The sequence below is a fragment of the Catenuloplanes niger genome (assembly GCF_031458255.1).
Classification (GTDB): domain Bacteria; phylum Actinomycetota; class Actinomycetes; order Mycobacteriales; family Micromonosporaceae; genus Catenuloplanes; species Catenuloplanes niger.
On sequence record NZ_JAVDYC010000001.1, the window covers coordinates 481,676 to 502,053 of the forward strand.

At 73.5% G+C, this 20,378-nt stretch carries 21 protein-coding genes; 9 read left to right on the forward strand and 12 right to left on the reverse strand.

Annotation, left to right across the window (positions count from 1 at the left end):
• Positions 1-94: 94 nt before the first annotated feature.
• Genes J2S44_RS02085 through J2S44_RS02095 form a run of 3 tightly spaced genes read right to left on the reverse strand, consistent with a single transcriptional unit; the run spans position 95 to position 3,124 of the window.
• Complete coding sequence (locus J2S44_RS02085) at positions 95-919, reverse strand: carbohydrate ABC transporter permease (protein WP_310408486.1); 825 nt, start codon at positions 917-919, stop codon at positions 95-97.
• Positions 909-1,835: a carbohydrate ABC transporter permease gene (locus J2S44_RS02090; protein ID WP_310408488.1), complete on the reverse strand. Its 927-nt coding sequence runs from the start codon at positions 1,833-1,835 to the stop codon at positions 909-911. Before J2S44_RS02090 ends, J2S44_RS02085 begins: the two co-directional genes overlap by 11 nt.
• Positions 1,832-3,124 carry an ABC transporter substrate-binding protein gene (locus J2S44_RS02095; protein ID WP_310408490.1) on the reverse strand — a complete coding sequence of 431 codons (1,293 nt, stop codon included), beginning with the start codon at positions 3,122-3,124 and terminating at the stop codon, positions 1,832-1,834. The genes J2S44_RS02090 and J2S44_RS02095 overlap by 4 nt, the downstream gene beginning before the upstream one ends.
• A 137-nt stretch (positions 3,125-3,261) precedes the next feature.
• Between J2S44_RS02095 and J2S44_RS02100 the strand changes: the two genes are divergently transcribed.
• The 4 genes from J2S44_RS02100 to J2S44_RS02115 all read left to right on the forward strand — a co-directional run bounded on the left by J2S44_RS02100 (position 3,262) and on the right by J2S44_RS02115 (position 8,129).
• Positions 3,262-4,731, forward strand: a complete 1,470-nt coding sequence (locus J2S44_RS02100) for a glycoside hydrolase family 43 protein (RefSeq protein ID WP_310408493.1) — start codon at positions 3,262-3,264, stop codon at positions 4,729-4,731.
• Positions 4,728-5,633, forward strand: coding sequence for a DUF6807 domain-containing protein (locus J2S44_RS02105; RefSeq protein ID WP_310408495.1), 906 nt, complete (start codon positions 4,728-4,730; stop codon positions 5,631-5,633). The genes J2S44_RS02100 and J2S44_RS02105 overlap by 4 nt, the downstream gene beginning before the upstream one ends.
• Positions 5,634-5,637: 4 nt before the next feature.
• A complete protein-coding gene (locus tag J2S44_RS02110) occupies positions 5,638-6,489 on the forward strand; it encodes a DUF6807 domain-containing protein (RefSeq protein WP_310408497.1) in 852 nt (283 codons plus the stop codon).
• Between the two features lie 332 nt (positions 6,490-6,821).
• The gene (locus J2S44_RS02115) at positions 6,822-8,129 is read left to right on the forward strand and encodes an ROK family protein (RefSeq protein ID WP_310408500.1); all 1,308 of its coding nucleotides are present in this window, start codon (positions 6,822-6,824) and stop codon (positions 8,127-8,129) included.
• Between the two features lie 202 nt (positions 8,130-8,331).
• Here J2S44_RS02115 and J2S44_RS02120 read toward each other — a convergent pair whose 3' ends face one another.
• Together J2S44_RS02120 and J2S44_RS02125 are read right to left on the reverse strand one after the other, a co-directional pair.
• Entirely contained in the window at positions 8,332-8,868 is a 537-nt protein-coding gene (locus J2S44_RS02120; protein ID WP_310408502.1) for a hypothetical protein, read from the reverse strand.
• Positions 8,869-8,949: 81 nt separating this feature from the next.
• Positions 8,950-10,512, reverse strand: a complete 1,563-nt coding sequence (locus J2S44_RS02125) for a DHA2 family efflux MFS transporter permease subunit (protein ID WP_310408505.1) — start codon at positions 10,510-10,512, stop codon at positions 8,950-8,952.
• Positions 10,513-11,351: 839 nt separating this feature from the next.
• Between J2S44_RS02125 and J2S44_RS02130 the strand changes: the two genes are divergently transcribed.
• Positions 11,352-12,284, forward strand: a complete 933-nt coding sequence (locus J2S44_RS02130) for a globin domain-containing protein (RefSeq protein ID WP_374727798.1) — start codon at positions 11,352-11,354, stop codon at positions 12,282-12,284.
• 33 nt (positions 12,285-12,317) lie between these two features.
• Here J2S44_RS02130 and J2S44_RS02135 read toward each other — a convergent pair whose 3' ends face one another.
• From J2S44_RS02135 to J2S44_RS02160, 6 genes are all read right to left on the reverse strand, one after another.
• Positions 12,318-13,469 carry a winged helix DNA-binding domain-containing protein gene (locus J2S44_RS02135; protein WP_310408508.1) on the reverse strand — a complete coding sequence of 384 codons (1,152 nt, stop codon included), beginning with the start codon at positions 13,467-13,469 and terminating at the stop codon, positions 12,318-12,320.
• Between the two features lie 31 nt (positions 13,470-13,500).
• Entirely contained in the window at positions 13,501-14,202 is a 702-nt protein-coding gene (locus J2S44_RS02140; protein ID WP_310408511.1) for a WXG100 family type VII secretion target, read from the reverse strand.
• Positions 14,199-14,525: a hypothetical protein gene (locus J2S44_RS02145; RefSeq protein ID WP_310408514.1), complete on the reverse strand. Its 327-nt coding sequence runs from the start codon at positions 14,523-14,525 to the stop codon at positions 14,199-14,201. Before J2S44_RS02145 ends, J2S44_RS02140 begins: the two co-directional genes overlap by 4 nt.
• A gap of 3 nt (positions 14,526-14,528) precedes the next feature.
• The gene (locus J2S44_RS02150) at positions 14,529-14,981 is read right to left on the reverse strand and encodes a YbaB/EbfC family nucleoid-associated protein (protein ID WP_310408517.1); all 453 of its coding nucleotides are present in this window, start codon (positions 14,979-14,981) and stop codon (positions 14,529-14,531) included.
• A gap of 506 nt (positions 14,982-15,487) precedes the next feature.
• Positions 15,488-16,126, reverse strand: coding sequence for a GNAT family N-acetyltransferase (locus J2S44_RS02155; RefSeq protein ID WP_310408519.1), 639 nt, complete (start codon positions 16,124-16,126; stop codon positions 15,488-15,490).
• 240 nt (positions 16,127-16,366) lie between these two features.
• Positions 16,367-17,698, reverse strand: coding sequence for a VOC family protein (locus tag J2S44_RS02160; protein WP_310408521.1), 1,332 nt, complete (start codon positions 17,696-17,698; stop codon positions 16,367-16,369).
• 70 nt (positions 17,699-17,768) lie between these two features.
• Here J2S44_RS02160 and J2S44_RS02165 point away from each other — a divergent pair, with 70 nt between their 5' ends.
• Entirely contained in the window at positions 17,769-18,212 is a 444-nt protein-coding gene (locus J2S44_RS02165) for a hypothetical protein (protein WP_310408522.1), read from the forward strand.
• Positions 18,209-18,493, forward strand: coding sequence for a transcriptional regulator (locus J2S44_RS02170; RefSeq protein ID WP_310408524.1), 285 nt, complete (start codon positions 18,209-18,211; stop codon positions 18,491-18,493). Before J2S44_RS02165 ends, J2S44_RS02170 begins: the two co-directional genes overlap by 4 nt.
• A gap of 143 nt (positions 18,494-18,636) precedes the next feature.
• On the opposite strand, the gene J2S44_RS02175 is transcribed toward J2S44_RS02170, so the two are convergent.
• Positions 18,637-19,476, reverse strand: coding sequence for a LysR family transcriptional regulator (locus tag J2S44_RS02175; RefSeq protein ID WP_310408525.1), 840 nt, complete (start codon positions 19,474-19,476; stop codon positions 18,637-18,639).
• Between the two features lie 110 nt (positions 19,477-19,586).
• Between J2S44_RS02175 and J2S44_RS02180 the strand changes: the two genes are divergently transcribed.
• Both J2S44_RS02180 and J2S44_RS02185 read left to right on the forward strand, forming a co-directional pair.
• A complete protein-coding gene (locus tag J2S44_RS02180; RefSeq protein WP_310408528.1) occupies positions 19,587-19,874 on the forward strand; it encodes an SDR family NAD(P)-dependent oxidoreductase in 288 nt (95 codons plus the stop codon).
• Positions 19,822-20,376, forward strand: a complete 555-nt coding sequence (locus tag J2S44_RS02185; RefSeq protein ID WP_310408531.1) for an SDR family oxidoreductase — start codon at positions 19,822-19,824, stop codon at positions 20,374-20,376. The genes J2S44_RS02180 and J2S44_RS02185 overlap by 53 nt, the downstream gene beginning before the upstream one ends.
• Positions 20,377-20,378 lie beyond the last annotated feature (2 nt).

Sequence of the window (20,378 nt, forward strand, 5' to 3'; positions counted from 1 at the left end):
GGCGCCGGAACCGTTCCCGCACGCCGCGATCCGCACCGCGGCGGTCACCCGCGCCACGAACCGGCCCCACGGCCGGGCGGGCGGGCGGTGAGGGCTACTTGAGGCCGGTGGTGGCGATGCCCTTGACCAGATACTTCTGGCCGGCGATGAAGAAGCCGATCACCGGGGCCAGGGAGACGAACGACATCGCGAACATCTGGCCCCAGGCGCTCTGGCCCTCGGAGTCGACGAACTGGCGCAGCGCGAGCGGCACGGTGTAGAGCTCGGAGTCGGTCAGGTAGAGCAGCGGGCCGAAGAACTCGTTCCAGACCGAGATGAACGTGAAGATCGCGGTGGTGGCGAACGCGGGCAGGCTGAGCGGCATGATGATCTTCCAGAACGTGCGGAACGGGCCGCAGCCGTCGATGCGCGCGGCGTCGTCGAGTTCGGTGGGGAGCGCGCGCATGAACTGGACCATCAGGAAGATGTAGAACGCGTTGGTGGCCAGGAAGTTCGGGACCAGCAGCGGATAGTACGTGTTGAGCCAGCCCAGCTTCGCGAACACCACGTACTGCGGGACGAGCAGCACGTGGCCGGGGAGCATCATGGTGCCCAGCATCAGCGTGAAGAACAGCCGACGCCCGGTGAACCGCAGCCGCGCGAAGCCGTACGCGGCCAGCGAGCAGGAGATCAGGTTGCCGACGATGCTGAGCACCACGATCACCAGCGAGTTCGCCAGGTACAGCGAGAACGGGTGTTCCAGGGCGACCCAGCCGGCGGGATAGTTCGTGAGGTCCCAGGACTCCGGCCACAGTCCCGGCTGGGTGAAGACGGTCGCGCCGGGCTTGACCGAGCTGGACAGCAGCCACAGCAGCGGGTACATCATGAGCGCCCCGACCAGGCAGAGCACGACGTGCCGGGCCCACGGCCTAGTCGTCATAGAACACCCACCAGCGCGCCGCGAGGAAGTTGACCGCGGTCAGCAGCGCGATCAGGACGAACAGCACCCACGCCATCGCGGACGCGTAGCCCATGTCGAACTGCGTGAAGCCGCGCAGGTAGAGGTACAGGTTGTAGAACAGCGTCGAGTCGGCCGGCCCGCCGGTGCCGCCGCTCATCACGAATCCCTGGGTGAACGTCTGCAGCGACGCGATCAGCGACTGTACGAGGTTGAAGAAGATGATCGGGCTGAGCAGCGGCAGCGTGACCGAGCGGAACCGCCGCCACGGTCCGGCCCCGTCCACGGCCGCGGCCTCGTAGTACGCGGCCGGGATCTGCCGCAGCCCGGCCAGGAAGATCACCATGGGTGAACCGAACGTCCAGACGTGCAGGATGATCAGCGTGGTGAGCGCGTGCGACGGGTCCGTGGTCCAGGCCGGTCCGGTGATCCCGAACCACGCCAGCCCTTTGTTGATCACACCGTCCACGCCGAACAGGTACCGCCAGAGGATCACCACGGCCACGCTGGAGCCGAGCAGCGACGGCAGGTAGAAGATCGCCCGGTAGACCGGGAGCCCGCGGATGCCCTGCTGGAGCACCATGGCGACGCCGAGCGCGGCGGCCAGCGAGAGCGGCACCGAGACCACCGTGTAGATCACCGTCACCCGCAGCGACCGCATCAGCCGCTCGTCGGCCAGCATCTCCCGGAAGTTCGCCAGGCCGATCCACTCCGGCGGGTTGAGCAGGTTGTAGTCCGTGAAGGCCAGGTACAGCGACGCGAAGAACGGAATGATCGTGAACAGCATGCCGGCGAACCACGGCAGCAGGAAGAGGTATCCGGAGCGGTCCTGCCGCCGGTAGCGTTTCCGCGGCGCGGGGGCCGGCACGGCAACAGGGGTCTGCTGCAGCACGCTCACGTCCGCAGCGCCTTCGTCGCCTCCGCGATGAACGCGGCCGCGCCGTCCGCCGGGGTCTGACGCTTGAACTCGACCTCGGTCGCGATCGTCTCCAGGCTCGCCGCGATGCTGCTGCCGCCCGGCGGGTACGTGAACGAGCGCGGCAGCGTCTCGCCCTGCAGGCCGATCAGGTAGTCCGTGGCGACCTGGTCGTCCTTCGCCAGGCCCGGCCTGATCGCGGCCGCGACCCGCTGGTTCGGCGGTACGCCGCGGGTGGTGCCGGTCGCCTGCGACGCCTCCGGGTCGTTGATCAGGAAGTCGAGCAGCGCCAGCGCCTCGCGCGGGTGCTTCGACCGGGCCGCGATCGACCACAGCGCGGGCGTGTCGATGGACTGCCCGCGGCGTACCCCCTGGGTCTCGCCCGGCATGCGCAGCAGCGCCAGGTTGCCGCCGGCGGCCTCGTTGTAGGACAGGAAGTTGTTGGTCGGGATGATCTGCGAGGCGAGCTTGCCGGACGCGATGTAGGACTGGGCCGCGGACGACCCGGCCTCGTCCATGAACCCGGCCGGTGGCAGCGCGCGCTCGTCCCGCATCCGCTGCGCCATCTCGAACCAGGCCTGCACGGTCCCGGCCGTGATGCCGAGCGTGCCCCGCTCGGTGAAGAAGTCCTCGCCGCGCTGCCGGGTGAAGACGAACAGGTTCGCGAGCGTGAACAGGTCGAACCCGGTGCCGTAGACCGTGCCGTCGCCGGCCTCGGTCACCGCGCGGGCGAACGTGCCGAGGTCGTCCCAGCCCCACGTGTCACCGTCCGGGATCCGCACCCCGAACCGGTCGGTGAGCGTGCGGTTGACGACGAACCCGATGCTGTTCAGCCCGGACGGTACGCCGTACGTCCGGTCGCCCACGGCCGCGAGCGTGCGGGCGCTCTCGCCGAGCCCGGACAGGTCCAGCCCGGCCAGTTCCAGCAGCGCGCCGCGGTCCGCGTACTCCCGGAGGCTGTCCATCCGCATCGCCATCAGGTCCGGCGGGTCGCCGGCCGCGAACCGGGTGGCGAGCTTGTCCTTGTAGGGCGCGCTGTCCTGGTATTCGGTGCGGACCGTGATGCCGGGGTTCTTGCGCTGGAAGACGTCCAGCGCGGCCTGTGTCTTCCGGGCCCGCGTGTTGTCGCCCCACCAGACCATGGTGAGCACCACGGCACCGTCCGGCGTGTCGTCCCCGCCGCCGCCGAACCCGCGGCCGCAGGCGGACAGCGCACCCAGGCCGGCCGCCGTCAGGGCCGCGGCCCGCAGCGCAGCACGACGATCCATCATCCCGCCCACCTCCGTGTGAACGTCGGCATTGATCGATGGGACCCTAGGTTTCGTGCGGAAACTTTGTCAATACTCCAGCCTAAGTGGTTAGTTGCATGGGTTGACTTAATGATAAATGTCGATTTAGCGTGGCAGGCGTGAGCGCATCCGTCTACCGCAACCCAATCCTCGACGCCGACTGGTCCGATCCCGACGTGATCCGGGTCGGCGACGACTTCTGGATGACCGCGTCCAGCTTCCACCGCGTGCCCGGGCTGCCGGTCCTGCACTCCCGCGACCTGGTCGGCTGGACCGTCGCCGGCCACGCGCTGGACCGGATGCCGCACCCCGTCCCGCTCGGCGGCGGCGTCTGGGCACCGGCGATCCGGCACCACGACGGCCTCTTCCGGATCGTCTACCCCGACCCGGACCACGGCATCTTCGTGGTCACCGCGGAGGACCCGCGCGGGCCGTGGAGCGAGCCGTTCTGCCTCAAGCCCGGCCGCGGCCTGATCGACCCGTGTCCACTGTGGGCGGCCGACGGCAGCGCGTACCTGGTGCACGCGTGGGCGAAGAGCCGGTCCGGCGTCAACAACCGGCTCACCGGGCACCGCATGCGGCCGGACGCGCGCGAGCTGCTCGACGACGGCACGGTCGTCGTCGACGGCGACACGGTGGACGGCTGCTACGGCCTGGAGGGGCCGAAGATCTACCAGCGGGACGGCGAGTTCTGGATCCTGGCGCCGGCCGGTGGCGTGCCGGCCGGCTGGCAGATGGCGTTCCGCGCCAAGGACTTCTTCGGGCCGTACGAGTCGCGCACCGTGCTGGCACAGGGTCGCACGGACGTGAACGGGCCGCACCAGGGAGCGTGGGTCACGGCACCGGACGCGAGCGACTGGTTCGTGCACTTCCAGGACCGCGGCGCGCGCGGGCGGGTGGTGCACCTGCAGCCGATGCGGTGGGGCGACGACGGCTGGCCGGTGCTGGGCGCGGACGGCGAACCGGTGCGCACGCACGCCGTACCGGTGCCGGGCCTCCCGCACCGGGCACCCGCGACCAGCGACGCGTTCGACGGCGACCGCTTCGGGCCGCAGTGGACCTGGCAGGGCAACCCGGAGCCGAGCTGGCACGAGATGCTGCGTCCGGGACTGCGGCTGTTCCTGCACGAGGACCCGGGCGATCTCCGGCGACTGCCCGCGATCCTCGGGCAGCGGCTGATCGCCCCGTCCGTCGTCACCACCGAGCTGCGGCTCAGCGAGGACGGGTCGGCCCGGGCCGGCATCACGATCCTGGGCCGGGGGTACGCGTGGCTGGGGCTGGAACGGACGGCGGAGGGCTCCTGGCTGGTCTGCCGCGGCACCGAGGCGGACGCGGCCGGTGGCGTCGGCGGCTTCGACGCGTCCGCGCCACCGGTGCCCGAACGCGACCTGGCCCCGCCGGTCCGGTGGCATTCCGACCGGGTCACGCTGACCGTCCGGATCGGACCGGACACGGTCTGCCGGTTCGGCGACGCGGAGATCCCGTACCCGCCGGTGCCCGGGTTCTGGACCGGTGCGACCGTCGGGCTGTTCGCCGCCGGTGCGGGCGGGCACGCGGACTTCGGACCGGTGCGGGTGGAGTCGCCGTGACCGCTTCGGTGCGGCTGGCCAGCGGGGACACCGACGTGGCCGAGTACGTGTGGGATCCGGCGGAGCTGCCCCGCACCGTGTCGCCACGCCCGTTCCTGCACCCGGTCCGCACGCTGTCCGGCGTGCGGGTGACCGACGTGATGCCGGGCGATCACCTGCACCACCTCGGGGTCAGCATCGCGGTGCCGGACCTGGCCGGCCACAACTTCTGGGGCGGGCGCACGTTCGTCCGCACGGCCGGGCCGCGACCGCTGGACAACCACGGCGTGCAGCGGCACGACCGGTGGGACGCACGAACGGCGGACGCGGTCGAGGCGCGGCTCGTCTGGCACGGCGCGGACGGCGGGTCGCTGGTGCGGGAACGGCGGCGGATCGCGGTGCTGCCACTGCCCGCCTGGGGCTGCTGGGCGCTGGACGTCGCGTTCACGCTGGAGAACGTGACCGCGGAGCCGCTGTCGTTCGCCAGCCCGGCCGTCAACGGGCGGCCGGGTGCCGGCTACGGCGGGTTCTTCTGGCGGGCGCCGTCCATCAACACCGGCACCGGCACCGGCACCGGCACCGGCACCACGGTGGCCAGCGCGTTCGGGCCGGACCGGCGGGGTGTGCGGTGGCTGCACGGCCGGACCGCGGACTGGCTCGCGCTCTGCGGGCACGGCGCCGGGCGTACCCGCTGGTCACTGCTGTTCGTGCCGGCCGACGAACGCACCCGGGCGGACCCGTGGTTCGTGCGCACCGGCGACTACGCGGGCGTCGGCTCCTGCCTGGCCTGGGAACGGCCGCTGGTCGTACCCGCCGGAGAGACGCTGTCCCGTCGTATCATCACGGTCGTCGCCGACGGCACGCTCGGCGTGGCCGAGGCGGCGGAGCTCTCGACGGCCGCGCTGCAGATCTCGGCGAGGTGAAGAGGTGGTCGTGGTGCAGGCGATTCCGTCCGTCGACGCGTCACTCACGATCGAGCGCGGCGCCCCGCCGGTCGCGGAGTACCACGTGGGCACGTCGCTGCCGGCCGGCGTGGCGCCCCGGCCCTACCTGCACCCGGTCCGCACGCGCGGCGGCACCGTGGTCACCGAGCTGATGCCGCCCTCGCACCGGCACCACCTCGGCGCCGGGATCGCGGTGCCGGAGGTGGACGGCGCGAACTTCTGGGGTGGCCGCACGTTCGTCCCCGGTCACGGCCCGGTGTGGCTGGACAACCACGGCACCCAGCTGCACACGGACTGGCTCGCGGTGGAGCCGGACGCGTTCGCCCACTCGCTCAGCTGGGTCGGTACGGACGGAACCGCGCTGCTGACCGAGCGGCGGCGGATCGCCGCGCGCCCGCTGACCGCCTCGGCGTGGGCGCTGGACGTGGCGTTCGCACTGACCAACGCGGCCGGCCGGACCGTGACGCTGCGCAGCCCGGCGGTGCTCGGGCGCGACGGCGCCGGTTACGGTGGGCTGTTCTGGCGCGCGCCGGCCCCGGCCCGGGCGTTCGGGCCGGCCGGTGACCGGATCACGGAACTGCACGGCACCCCGGCGCCGTGGCTGGCGCTCGCCGGTCCGGCGTGGACACTCGTGTTCGCCGGCGCGGACGCGGTCACCCGGGCCGACCCGTGGTTCGTGCGGGTGCGGGACTACGCGGGCGTCGGGTCCGCGCTGGCCTGGCGGGCACCGCTGACGCTCGCCCCGGCTGCGACGGCGGCCCGGCGGTTCACGGTGGTGGTCGCGGACGGTGAACTGTCACCCGGCGAGGCGGCCACGCTGTCCGGAGCCGCATGACACGGCCGGCCCGAAACGATTGCCCGCCGGAGCACCCCGACGGGCCGGGACCCGATCGCGGGGACGGTGGCACCGGGTCACCCACCCACGATCCGGCGGGACAGCCCGGTGGGCCGGCACAGACCGAATCGACGGTACGGTCCGAGCCCGCACCGCAGCCCGGGTCCGCGACGGAGACCGAGCCGGTAACGCAGGCCGGAACCACAGCGGAAACCGAGCCGGTAGCGCACGCCGGACCCACCGCGCCCGGACCCGCGGCAGCCGGTGATCTGACGGCGCAGGCCGCGTTGCGCGTCGAGGCCGGTGCGGGATGGAACACGTTCCGCGGGCCCGTGCCGTCCGATGACCTCGGCACGGCCGGGATGCCGGACGACGCCCGCGGAGGCCGGCTCGCGGCGGCCATGCCGTCCGCCGACGCGCCGGCGCGACAGCGCAGTCTGCGGGCGCACAACCTGGCGCTGGCGTTCCGGCACATCATGTCCGCGGAGCGGCCGATCTCCCGCGTCGAACTGGCCGACCGGACCGGGCTGACCCGGCCGACGATCACCCGGATCGTGGAGGAACTGCTGGCCGGACAGTTGATCACCGAGTCGGGGCCGGCCCGGTCGCAGAGCGCGGGACGGCCCCGGGTCGGGCTGACGCTCTCCGCCCGCGGGCCCGCGGGCCTCGGGCTGGACATCCGCGCGGACCGCCTCGCCGCCTGCCTGGTCGACCTGACCGGAACCGTGCGGCACCTGGTGTTCCGGCCGGTGCCGCGGGTGGACGGGCCCGCCCCGGAGCTGCTCCGCGCGCTCGGCGGCCTGGCGGCCGAGGTCATGACGCAGGCCGGTACGTCCGGGCTGGAGGTCGTCCGGGCGACGCTGGCGGTGCCGGGCGCGGTCTCGGCGGGCACACTGGTGCGCTTCGCGCCCCCGCTGGGCTGGCGGGACGTCGACGCGGGCACGCTGCTGCGGGCACAACTCGCGGCAGCCACCGCCCGGCCGACGACCGCGGACCCGGCCGCTGATCCGGTCGGCGGGTACCGGGGAGCGGCGGCCGGGGTGCCGGCCGGGGTGGAGAACGAGGCGAACCTCGCGGCGCTGGCGGAGCTGTACTCGGGGGAGAGCGCGGACTTCGTCTACGTCTCCGGCGCGCTCGACCTCGGCGCCGGCATCGTGCTCGGCGGGCGCCTGCTGCGTGGTGCCCGCGGGTGGAGCGGCGAGCTCGGCCACGTCACCGTCGATCCGGACGGCCGGGAGTGCGCCTGCGGTGCGCGCGGCTGCCTGCAGACCTGTGCCGGGCTCGAGGTGCTGCGCGCCGCGGCCGGGCACCGCGACCTGCTGACCGCCGCGGACGCCGGCACACCGGAGATGACCGCGGCGCTGGAGACCGCCGGCACCGCGCTCGGCATCGCGCTGGCCGGCCTGGTCAACCTGGTCGACGTGGGCACGGTCCTGCTCGGCGGCTCCTACGCGGTGCTCGCGTCCTGGCTGACCGCGCCGATCGAGACGGAGCTGCGCCGGCGCGCGCTGAGCAGCCGGTGGGCGCCGATCGAGGTCCGCCCGGCCCAGCTCGGCCCGGACGCCGCCGTGATCGGTGCCGCGCTCACCTCGGTGGAGGACGTGCGGCGTGACCCCGCGTCCTGGCTGAACCGGACCTGACCGGGCATCCAAGCGCCGGCGCGCATCGGTCGGCCCGGCACCGTGGTGCCGGGCCGGGGCGGTGAGTGCCCGCGGTCTTTCCCGGCCGACCGCGGAACGTGCAGGGAGGAGCCCTGGCGACGACCGTTGCCCGCGGGAGCACCGGGAAGGTGACCGCGCCGGAAGCGGGCAGAGAAAGCCTGTGCGCTCTGCCGCCCGGTCCTCAGTGGACGGACTGGGTGACGCGGTGGTCGTCGGCCGCGGTGGTGGCGGGTTCGGGTTCGGCGGGGGCGGCCAGGCCGACGGTCCACGCGGTCTGGGCGCCGAGGAGGACCAGGACGGCGAGCATGACGCCCTCGATCTGCAGCGGGGTGAGCGGCAGGCCCTCGAACGGCAGCAGCGCGACGACCGCGATCAGCAGATACACCGGGAGGCTGAGGAAGCGCAGCAGGCGGGCGCCGCGGCGGGTCATCTCGTTCTCGCGGGCGACGGCCGGGGAGAGCATCAGCACGGAGACGGCGCCGAGGAGGCCGGCCAGCGCGAACGCGGTGCGCCAGAAGGCCGGCACGTTCGGTGCGACCTGGGCGAGCAGCGACAGCGCGCCGGGGATGAGGAACTGCAGCGAGACCGTGTAGGCCATCCGGCGCACGCGCGGGCCGCCCTCGCGGAGCTGGCGGCGTTCGGTGACCGCCACCCACCAGAGGCCGAGGAGCGTGAAGTTGATGCCGGCGACCGCGGCGTAGAACTGACCGACGTCCATGGGGCCGGAGGATAACGTGGGCGGTCCCCGGGACTGTTCTCCGGGGACCGCCGGACGATCTCATGTGGCGACGGGAACCGGTCAATGCACCATGATCGGTGCGGCCGTGGGCTGGTCGTCGCCGAGGTGCGAGACCTCGCGTCGGCGCGGCAGGAACAGTGCCGGCACCAGCGTGAACACGACCAGCGCGAACGCGACCCAGAACGTGCTGGCGAACGCGTCCGCCGCGAAGTCCAGTCCACGCTGGATCAGCGCGGGGTCGGTGCCCTGCGCGGACGCGGGGTTCAGCTGCGCGCCAATCGCGATCTGCGCCTCGGTGACCGTGCCGCCGTCCGGCAGCGGCACCGGTGTGGAGTCGTTGAGGTGACTGGTCAGCAGCACCGACATGATCGCGGTGCCGACCGAGCCGCCGATCTGCTGCAGGATGTTGACCAGCGTGGAGCCGCGTGCGACCTCGTGGCTGGTCAGCGTCTTCAGCGCGGACGTCATGATCGGCATCATGGTGCCGCCCATGCCTAGGCCCATCACGAACAGCGAGCCGCAGAGCAGCCAGTACGACGTGTCCGCGTCCAGCTGGGTGAACGTGAACAGCCCGAGTGCGATGAACAGCAGCGCGAACGGGACGGTACGGCCGACCGGCACCCGGTCCGCGAGCGTGCCGGCGATCGGCATGGTCACCATCGCGCCGAGGCCCTGCGGCGCCATCAGCAGACCCGCGTGCAGCGTCGACTCACCACGGATCTGGAGGAAGTAGCTCGGGAAGAGCAGGCCGGCGCCCATGAACGCGACGATGAAGACGGTGATCGTGATGGAGGCGACCGCCAGGTTGCGGTTGCGGAACAGGCGCAGGTCGAGCAGCGGGTGCGCCGGCCGGAACGAGTAGAGCACGAACCCGATCACCAGCAGCCCGCCGGCGACCATCGGCGCCCACACCCGGGTCGCGGTGATGCTGCCCTCCTCGGGCAGCGACGACAGGCCGAACAGCAGCGCGGCCAGGCCCGGCGACAGCATCAGCATGCCGACGAAGTCGAACGACTCGGACGGCTCCGGCGCGTCCCTGGGCAGCACGAGGTAGGCGTAGACCAGCGCGATGATGCCGATCGGCAGGTTGATCAGGAAGATCCAGTGCCAGGTGGCCACGTCGATCAGCCAGCCGCCGAGGATCGGGCCCATGATCGGGCCGAGCAGCATCGGGATGCCGAGCACGGCCATCAGCCGGCCGATCCGCTCCGGGCCGGCCGCCCGCGTCATGATCGTCATACCGAGCGGCATCAGCATGCCGCCGCCCAGGCCCTGCAGCACCCGGAACGCGATCAGCATGGTGATCGAGTCGGCCATCGCGCAGAGCACGGACCCGATCGTGAAGAGCGCGACCGCGGCCATGTAGAGCCGTTTGGTGCCGAACCGGTCCGCGGCCCAGCCGGTCAGCGGGATGACGGTGGCGAGCGCCAGCGTGTATCCCGTCATGGTCCAGGCGACGCGCGCGTAGGTGGCGCCGAACTCCTCCTGGAACGTCGGCAGCGCCACGCTGACCACGGTCACGTCCAGGATCGACATGATGGCGCCGAGCACGACGACGCCGGCGACCTTCAGGACCGCACCGTCGAGTTTCTGCGATGTCACTGGCGCTGATTGACTGTTCATCGACTCCCCCGGGTAACCGAAAATTCGGGCCCAAGCCTAATCATCGCGCACCGCCGCCGGGGGCGGACGAAAACCATTCAAACCATTCGTTGGTACGGTCGTGAGCTGCGCGGAGCTTTGTTTCGAGCCGGTTTTGGCCGCTGGTCACGGCGGTTTTGCAGTGACGCCTGGGGCCGGTGTTCCCGCTGTTTTCACCACATCGGACGACGCCGGGAGGAGAGCATTGTCACTCGCGGAATAGATTCGGCGGAAAGCGAAGGTTACCGGCACGTTGCATTCATGGCCGGCGGACCACCGGCCGGGCCGAGCCGTGCCGACGGTCGGCGCGCCACGGCGTCCCCCATGGCGTCCCCACCGCGGCTCGCCGGCCGGCCGCAGGCAAGCCGCGGACACCACGATCGTCGGCGTCGTACGGTCAGGACGAGCCCGAGGGGGTACTTGCCGCCGTGTCCACCCACTGGGCGAGTGCCGTCCGCGCGCGGCGCGCCGGGATCGCGCGGGTCGCGGGGCCACGTGAGCCTCGACGTCGCGCCCGGTTTCGCCGTCCGGCGCACCGGCGGCCCGGTCCCGCGGAGGCCGGGTCACCGGCCACATTGGAGGAATCATGCTGTCCGAGGCGAACCTGCCCGTCATCCGGGCCACGCTGCCCGTGGTCGGTGCGCACCTGGAGGCGATCACCGGCACGTTCTACGCCACCATGCTGGCCGAGCATCCGGAGCTGCGGAACACGTTCAACCGCAGCGCGCAGGCGACCGGCGAGCAGCGGTCCGCGCTGGCGGCCGCGGTCGCGGCGTACGGCGCGCACCTGGCCGGGCTCGGCGATCCGCCGGACGGGGGCGGTGGACGCGGTCGTGGAGCGGATCGCGGTGCGGCACGCCGCGCTCGGCATCCGGCCGGAGCAGTACACGCTGATCGGCAGGTACCTGCTCGGCGCCGTCGGCACGGTGCTCGGCGACGCGGTCACGCCCGCGGTCGCGGCCGCCTGGGACGAGGTCTACTGGCTCTTCGCGGTCCGGCTGATCGGCCGGGAGGCCCGCCTCTACCAGGGCGCCGGTGTCACCGACCGGGAGCCGTTCCGGCCGGTGACCGTGCTGGCCCGGGAGCGGGCCGCGACGGACACGGTGTCGTTCACGCTCGCCGGCGACGTCCCGTTCCGGGCCGGGCAGTACATCAGCGTGGTCGCGGACCTGCCGGACGGCACCCGCCAGATCCGGCAGTACTCGCTGTCCGGCGCGCCCGGCGAGCCGCTGTGCATCACGGTCCGGCGGGTGCCGGGCGGCGCGGTCTCCGGCTGGCTGCACGCGACCGTGCGGGCGGGCGACACGCTGACCGTCAGCCCGCCGTACGGCAGTTTCACGCTGCGGCCGGGCGACCACCCGCTGCTGCTGGCCAGCGCGGGCGTCGGGATCACGCCGATGGCCTCGATCGTGGCGCAGGTGGCGGCCGGGCAGCCGGACCGCCCGGTCACGCTCGCGCACGCGGAGCGCACGCCGGACCGGCACGCGCTGCGCGACCGGGTGGACGCGCACGGCGCGCGGCTCACGAACTTCGATCACCTGGTCTGGTACGCCACCGAGCACGGCGCGCTGGACCCGGCGCGGTTGCCGGTCGCGCCGGACACCGAGGCGTACCTGTGCGGGCCGGTCCTGTTCATGCGCGTGGTCCGCGCCGCGCTGCTGGCCCGCGGGGTGCCGGCCGAGCGCATCCGCTGCGAGGTGTTCGGCTCCGACCGGTTCGCGGGGGTCGCCGCTGCCGCCCCGGCCCTGCCGTGACCGGGCCGCCGGAGCACCGCGGCGGGCACCCGGTCAGGCGGCCGCCTTCATCACCGGGGACGAGTAGACCGAGGAGACGCGGAAACCACCGAGCCAGTCGGTCAGGCGCGCGGCCTCCGCACGCAACAACTCGTCCTCCACGGTGGACACCGGCTCGACCGGGCACACCCGCACCACACCGGCCCGGTCCTGCACCCAGGCGCCGACGACCCGCCCGTTCACCCACGCGGTCGTGCCGGCGTTGCCGCGCGTGTCGAAGATCAGCTCCTTGTGCGGGCCGAGGTAGAAGTCGCGGCCCTGCCAGCCCATCACGGTCGGGTCGAGCACCGGCAGCAGCGCGGCCCACGGACCCGGATCGGCCACCTCGCCGAGATCGTCCGGCAGCAGCCAACCGGTGCGGCCGCCGTCCATCGACACCTGGACCGCGCCGACCGCGGCGAGCGCGGCCCGGACCGCCGACTTCGTCGCGCCGAGCCACCAGACCAGATCGTCCTCCGTGCCCGGGCCGAACGACCACAGCCAGCGGCGCACGATCTCGCGGTAACCCTCGGCCGCGCCCGGCCACTCCGGTGTCTCGCCGAGCCAGTCCCGCATCAGCGTCCACCGGGGGCGGGACACGTGCCAGCCGCCGGTGTTCGTCCCGCGGACGATGTCGCCGGTCAGGCCGAGGTGGTTGAGCACCCGGGACGAGGCGGCGAGCCCGCCGGCCCGGACGTCGATCGTCGGCACGGCGAGCCGGATCTCCTGCGCGGTGCGCCCCTCCGGCGCGGTGGCGAGCACGGCCAGCACCTCGGCCCGCGCCCGGTCCAGCCACTCGCCGCCGTCGGCCGTGAGCCCGTCGGCGGCCAGATCCTTCACCAGCCGGCCGCGCTCGGCCGTGGCGACCCGCGCGGACGCGGACGCCCACGCCGCGGGCAGCAGGTCACGCGGGAAGACGAAGAGCGTGCGCCGCATCGCCAGCTGTTTGACCAAGCTGCGCTCGGTGTGCAGGGCCGCGGCGAGATCGGCGGGCCGGAACCCGTCGACCCGCGCCCAGCAGGACAGGTAGACCGTGGGCGGCTCGGTCGCGTGCAGCACGGTCACCGCACGGGTCGCGTCGGCCACGGTCGCGGCCCGGGAGCCGGGGGCCAGCGCATGCCGCACGGCCAGGCGGGCACGGCGTTCACCGTCGGTCACGTGGCGCATCGCGTCATCGTGGCACAGGGGTCCGACAATCTCAGCCGTTGATCAGCTTGGACAGGTTCGTGTAGCTGGTGACCAGCGCGGTCGTGTACTCCAGGATGCGGCCGGCCCACTTCGCCACCGCGGCCACGATCTGCACCGCGATCACCGGGATGGTGACCACGAAGATCGCCTCGACGGCCCAGACGATCACGCGCGCGACCAGGTCCGCGATCAGGTCCCGGACGACCTCGCGGACGAACCGCACCAGGTTGCCCGCGGCCGTGGTGGCGGACGCCATCGCGACCGACACGCCGCCGAGCCCGGCGATCGCGGCCACGTTGTGCCCCATCAGCGACTGGTACGCCTCCGCCGCGTGCCCGGCCCAGTCCGGCACGTCACCGGCCAGGTGCGACTGCAGGTCGACCGACATCTGGGTGAGCGCGGCGGCCATGTTGTCCCAGGTCGCCGCGTGTGCGGTGATCACGTCGGGCATGCCGGTGAGCGCGTCCAGCATCTCGCGCAGCGGCTCGAAGTACTCCATCGCCCAGCTGACGCCGCTGGCCAGCAGCGCGCTGAACGGGTCAAGCACGGTGGAGACCGCGTCCAGCCCGAACGCGGCGCCGGCCAGCAGGTCGTCGACCCAGCCCTCGCTGCGGATCGCGGCGTCCAGGTCGGCGAAGCCCTCGGCCAGGGAGATCCCGGTGTAGCCGGTGCGGCTGGACTCGACCGGGGCGACCAGGGAGTCGTCGCTCATCGGGTGAGCCTGCCCTCGAGCCCCCGCATCGAGGACTCGGCGTCGGCCTCCGCGGCCTCGTACGCGTCCGCGGTGCGGCGCAGCAGGTCGGCCGCGATCCGCAGGTTCTCCTCGACGTACGCGACGATCTCGTCCTGCCGGACGTGCCGCGCCTCGAGGATGCCGGAGATCCAGCCGCAGAGCAGCCCGTACGCCGCGTCGTTCTGTGCGATGTTCGCGCTGGCGCCGTTGACCGGGCCGAAGCCCTCGCGAACCTTGTCGATGCTGCCGGCGTGCGCGCGGATCTGGTCCGCGTCCGCCACCCAGCCCTGACCGGATGCCATCCGTTACCCCCGCCAGCCGTGACCGTCGTATCCGGCGCCCGGCCCCCACTCGTCCGGGTCCGGCTCCGGGCGCAGCTTGCGGTCGACGCGTTCGGCGATCGCGCGCGCGGCCGCGGACTCGGTGCCGACCGTCTCCGCGATGATCTCCTGGGAGCGGTCCGCGACCTGGCCCTTCGCGGTCCGGATCGTCTCCATGATCGTGCGGGCGACCACGTCCGGCGCGACCCGCTGGATGCCGCGGTGCAGCGTCAGGTCCAGCAGCGCACCGGTGTTGTCCACCGTGACCTCGCACAGGTTGTGCTCGTCGGCGACCGTCACCCGGAGCGCGTCGAGCCGCTCGCTCATCACCCTGGTGTCCGCCGCGAGCTTGTCGATCCGGCCCTTCCAGGCACGCATCCGATCCATGGCGCCCTCGGGATCCAGAATCCCGCCCCCGCCCAGAGCTCCGGTCTCCATGCGCCTCCCCTCACCGGTCCGCGTTTCGCCGCGGACATCGTAAGTGCCCGCCGCCACCGCCCCGGCGGCCGTCCCGCCGCGGCCGGCATCCGCGCGGCCGGCGCACCGTGCCGGTTGTCGGAATGCGGGTTCCGCTCCGCAAGAATTCGACGAGATGACGACAATTTTGCGCAGGCGCCTTGCGACGGCATCGGTGAGCTTCGTAGCGTCACCGCGTCCATCGACACGGAGGACTCTCGTCGCGTCCCTGCTGTGCCGCGCCGGACGGGCGATCGTGACCGCCTCGCGCGGCTCCTCGACGACCCGGAGCCCGCCGTGCGCCGGGCCGCCGCGGCCGGCCCGGCCCCGCCGGTGGACCGGATCATCGCGCCGCTCGACGACCCGGATGCCGGTGTGGCCGCGTCCGCCGCCGCGAATCCCGCCCTGCCCGTACCGGTGATGTGGTCGCTCCTGGGTGTCCGGGCCCCACCGGCACGGACACCCGGGAGCCCTGACCGGCCGGGCGGTCAGGGCTCCGGGATGAACGCGGCCGCGAGCTCGGTGGCGACGGTCCAGCCGAGGCTGCGGTAGAGGGCGTGGCCGTCCGCGGTGGCGGCGAGCACGCCGGTCCGGATGCCGCGGCGGGCCGCGTGGTCGCTCAGCGCGCGGATGACGACGGTGCCGAGGCCACGGCGGCGGTACTCGGGGACGGTCTCGACCTGGTCGATGACGCCCCAGCCGCCGCCGGGGGCGAGCCGGCCGGAGGCGGCCAGGTCGCCGGTCCGGTCGTGGCGGACCTCGGCGGTGAGCACGCCCGCGTGATCGGCCTGGACCGTGACCTCGAACGGCCGTGGCGCCCGGACCGCGCCGGTGGTCAGCGACGCGGTCATCAGCGGGTTCGACTCGAACATCTCCCAGTGCGCCGGCAGCGCCGCGCGCAGGTCGTGCGCGCTGCCGTCCAGCTTGATCCAGGCACCGGGCGTGGTGACCTCCTCGCCGAGTTCGCGAAGGTAGGCGGGGTCCCAGGTGTGCAGCAGGTAGCGCAGGCGGTGGCCGGGCCGGCCGACGTCGAAGAGCAGGCCGCCCGGGATGGTGACCACGGCCGGGATCCGCCGCGACCGCGCCCAGCCCCGGCCCCACCCGACCACCAGGTCCTCCCGGCTCACCGCGGGCCCCGGCCGGCAGCCGCCGCGACAGCACGGGAGGCCGGCGCCACGCGGGAGGCCGGCGCCACGCGGGAGGCCGGCGCCGCGCGGGAGGCCGGCGCCACGCGGGAGGCCGGCGCCACGCGGGAGGCCGGCGCCACGCGGGAGGCCGGCGCCACGCGGGAGTGGGAGGTGCGGGTCAGCGGCGGCGCGGGGCGTGTGGTCCGGGTGCGGGCGGCGAGCACTGTGGACACCGGTTGATCATCCAGCACGCCTCAGTGAATCATGCGCCGGCCGGGTCTCCGGCGCGGCGGGGTCCGGGTGCGCCAGCGCTTCGGGCGCACGGAAGACGATCGCGGCGCCCAGCGCGGCCGCGGCCGGCACGACGATCTCGCCGGGCCGGGGCGCCGTGTGCGGGACGTTCGCGGAGGCGAGGTGCCGTTCGGTCTGCCGGAGGTCGGCGACGGCGACCGTGAAGGCCGAGAAGACCAGCGAATGGCCGGTCAGCAGCGTGATGACGGCATCACCGGCGCGGAGCCACGCGACGCCGTCGGCGCGCTCGGCCCGCCGCCCGACGAGGCGCTCGTAGCGCGACACCACGCCGGGGAACGCCGCACGTGGCACGCGGAGCATGCAGCCGGTCAACGCCGTCGCGCCGTTCGGGTGGCCGACCGGGTGCTCACCGGCCGCGATGCTCTCCGCGATGCCGATCCGGCCTTCACCGCCGCCGTGATCGCCGGTGCGACCGGCACCGCCGGCGCGTTCCCTACCCTCTGCGCCGTGATCGTCGCGGTCGCAGCGGTCGCCGCAGCCGTCGCGGCCATCGTGGTCACCGCGGCCATCGTGGTCACCGCGGTCACCGCGGCCATCGCGGCCATCGCGGCCATCGCGGCCATCGCGGCCATCGCGGCCATCGCGGCCATCGCGGCCATCGCGGCCATCGCGGCCATCGCGGCCATCGCGGTCAACGCGGCCATCGCGGCCATCGCGGCCATCGCGGTCAACGCGGTCAACGCGGCCAACGCGGCCAACGCGGCCATCGTGCTCTCCGCCGGAACCGCGGCGATCAGCGGCGCCGGGATCGGCGGCGCTGCGGTCGTCGTCGAGTTCGAGGAAGTGGCCGGCGGCCATGCCGCCGGGGACGCGGCGCTGGATCGGGTGGACGCCGCCGTGCCCGAGACCGGCCTCGTCCAGGCGGGTCGCCGCGGCGTGCACGTCCGGTGCGCCGAGCATCAGGATGCGCAGCCCCGGGCCGTGGTCGAGCCATGCGGTCAGCCGCGCCGCGGCCGCGCGGGCGGCGGCGAGCAGGGCGGGGAGGCGGTCGTCCGGTACCGCGATCGGCCGCGGTTCCGCGTCGTCCGGGATCGGCTGGTGATCGTCGACGGCGGTCACCAGCTCCACGAACGATCGGTCCAGGTAGACGTGGCTGTTGGCGGCGCCGATCGGGCGGGCCGCCGCGCCGGGCGCGTCCGGCAGCATCGGGTAGGCCGGCGGCGCCACCGTGAAGCCGAGCCGCCGGTACGTCTCGATCGCCGCGGCCAAATTCGGCACGACCAGGCCGACGTGGTGCAGTCCGTCGACGTCTCCACGCATCGCGTTCCACCTCCGGCGACCAGGATAGGACCATTGACTTTCCAAGACGGAATGTGATTGACTTTCCGTCATGGAAAACGACCCGGCGGCCCAGCTCGCCGCGATCTCCGAGGCCCGCTCGACGCTGGCCGACCGGCTGGTGACCCCGTGGTGGTACCACCCGGTCTTCGGTCTCGCCGTCGCCGGCTTCGTCGTCGGCTACGGCTTCGGCAACACGGTTGTCCGGTTCGCCTCCGCCGCGGCGTTCATCCTGGTCTGCATCGGGCTGGCGCAGGTCTACAAGCGCCTGACCGGCGTCTGGGTCTCCGGCCTGGACGCGGGCCGGGCCAGCCGCTGGGCGAAGGCGACGGGCGCGCTGATCGGCATCGCCGCGATCTCGTCCTGGTCGATCGGCAGCTACACCGACCTGGACTGGCTGATCTGGTGCATCGCCGCGCTCGCGTTCGCCGTGATCGTCGTGGTCGGCCGCCGGTTCGACGCCGCGCTGCGCGCCCAGTTGCGGGCGGGCGCGTGACCGAGCCGTTCGACGAGACGATCCACGCGCCGCACCGGCTGCGGATCTGCGCGTTCCTCGACGCGACCAGCAGCGCGGAGTTCGGCGCGCTGCGGGAGATGCTCGGCGTGGCCGACTCCGTGGTCAGCAAGCATCTGAAGGTGTTGCAGGAGGCGGGTTACGTCACCATCGCGAAGCCGACCGGGCGGGGCCGCGTCAAGACCTGGGTCAGCCTGACGGCCGACGGCAAGGCCGCCTACGCCCGCCACGTCGCGGCCCTCCGCGCCCTGATCGACGGCTGACCCTGATCGACGGCTGACCAGGGACAACCGGCCGCACCCCGCCCCGCACACAACCGGCCCGCACACGACCGCCCCGCACCCAACCGGCCCGCACACGACCGGCCCGCACGCTCGGACGCCGGGTTCCGCGGTGTCACCGCGGGTCAGCGGCCGGTGGCCGCGGTGTTTCGGAGCCGGGTGGCCACCCGGACGAGCGCGGCCACGGTCAGCGACCGGCTGTGCGCCGGCCAGGCGATGCGGGTGGTGACCGGTGGCGCGCCGTCGAGCGGAACCGCCACGACGCCGCCGGGCAGGGACGGCCGGGACGACTCGGGCAGGACGGAGAACGCCCGGCCGAGCGCGATCAGCTGGAGCAACTGCGTGCCGTCGCGGACGTCCAGCTCGGCGCCGGGCCAGCACGGCTGCGGCAGGTCCGGCAGTTCGTCAGCGGTCATCGCGCCACGGGCGGCGAGCGGGTGCCCGGCCGGCAGCACCACCACCTGCCCCTCGGTGGCGATGTCCTCGTGATCGAGGCCGCCGAAGCCGTGCCCGTCCGCGAAGAGGAGGGCCACGTCGGCCCGGCCGTCGCGCAGCATCCGCTCCGGCTCACCCGGCGTCAGGTCCGCGAGGACCACCTCGACCGCGGCCGCGTCCGGCTCCGCGGCGTAGGCGTCGAGCAGCGTGGCCAGCAGTTCCACGGACACGCCGGCCTTCGCCACCAGCACGATGCCGGGACGCCCGCCCGGTGCGGCGCGGCGGGTGCGCCGGTCGGCCGCCTCGACCGCCTCCAGCGCGTTGCGCCCCTCGTCCAGCAGGACCGTGCCGGCCGCGGTGAGACTGACCGTGCGGCCGGCGCGGACGAACAGCGGCGTACCGAGGCGGCGCTCCATCTTCTGGACCGCGCGGGACAGCGCCGGCTGCGCGATGCCGAGCCGCTCCGCCGCGCGCCCGAAGTGCGACTCCTCGGCGACGGCGACGAAGTAACGCAGCTCCCGGGTCTCCATGAACGAAACGATAACCGCGCGGCATCGGTCGCCGCCCGATCGGTATTGGAGGTCACGCCCGGTACGGCCGCAGGATCGATCCCGGAGAGAAGACCCGATGGGAGCAACACATGGATCTGCAACTGGCCGGCAAGCGCGTCCTGGTCACCGGCGCCAGCAAGGGGCTCGGGCTCGGGCTCGTGCGGGCCTTCACCGACGAGGGCGCCAAGGTGGTCGCGGTCGCCCGGCGCAGCACCCCGGAGCTGGACGCGACCGGCGCCACGTTCGTGGCGGCGGACCTGACCCGGCCGGACGGCCCGCGGCGCGCGGTGGAGACCGCGCTCGAGGCCGACCCCCGGCCTCGACGTGGTCGTCAACAACGCCGGCGGCGGCAACCTGCCCGGCGCGGCCTTCGGTGACCTGCTCGAGGGCGACGACGACGTCTGGACGGAGATCCTCGCGCTGAACCTGTTCGCGGCGCTGCGCGTGATCCGGGCCGCGTTGCCCGCGCTGACCGAGGCGCGCGGTGCCGTGGTCAACATCAGCTCGAACACCGCCCGGCTGGCCGGTGGGGGCCCGCTGCCGTACGCCGCCGCGAAGGCCGCGCTCAACCTGTCGTCCCGGGTGCTCGCGGAACGGCTGGCCGGCTCGGGCGTACGGATCAACACGGTGTCGCCGGCCGGCGTGCGCTCCTACACCCAGGAGGGCCCGGACGGTTACGTGGCCACGCTCGCGGCGCATCTGGGCATGGATCACGCCACGCTGCTCGCCGGCCTGCCGGCGCAGGGCGGCATGCTGACCGGGCGGCTGGCCGAGCCGGACGAGATCGCCCGCGCGGTGCTGTTGCTCGCCTCCCCGGCCATGCCGAGCGCGATCGGCCAGAACTGGAACGTGGACGCCGGCGCGGTCAAGGTGGTCTGAGC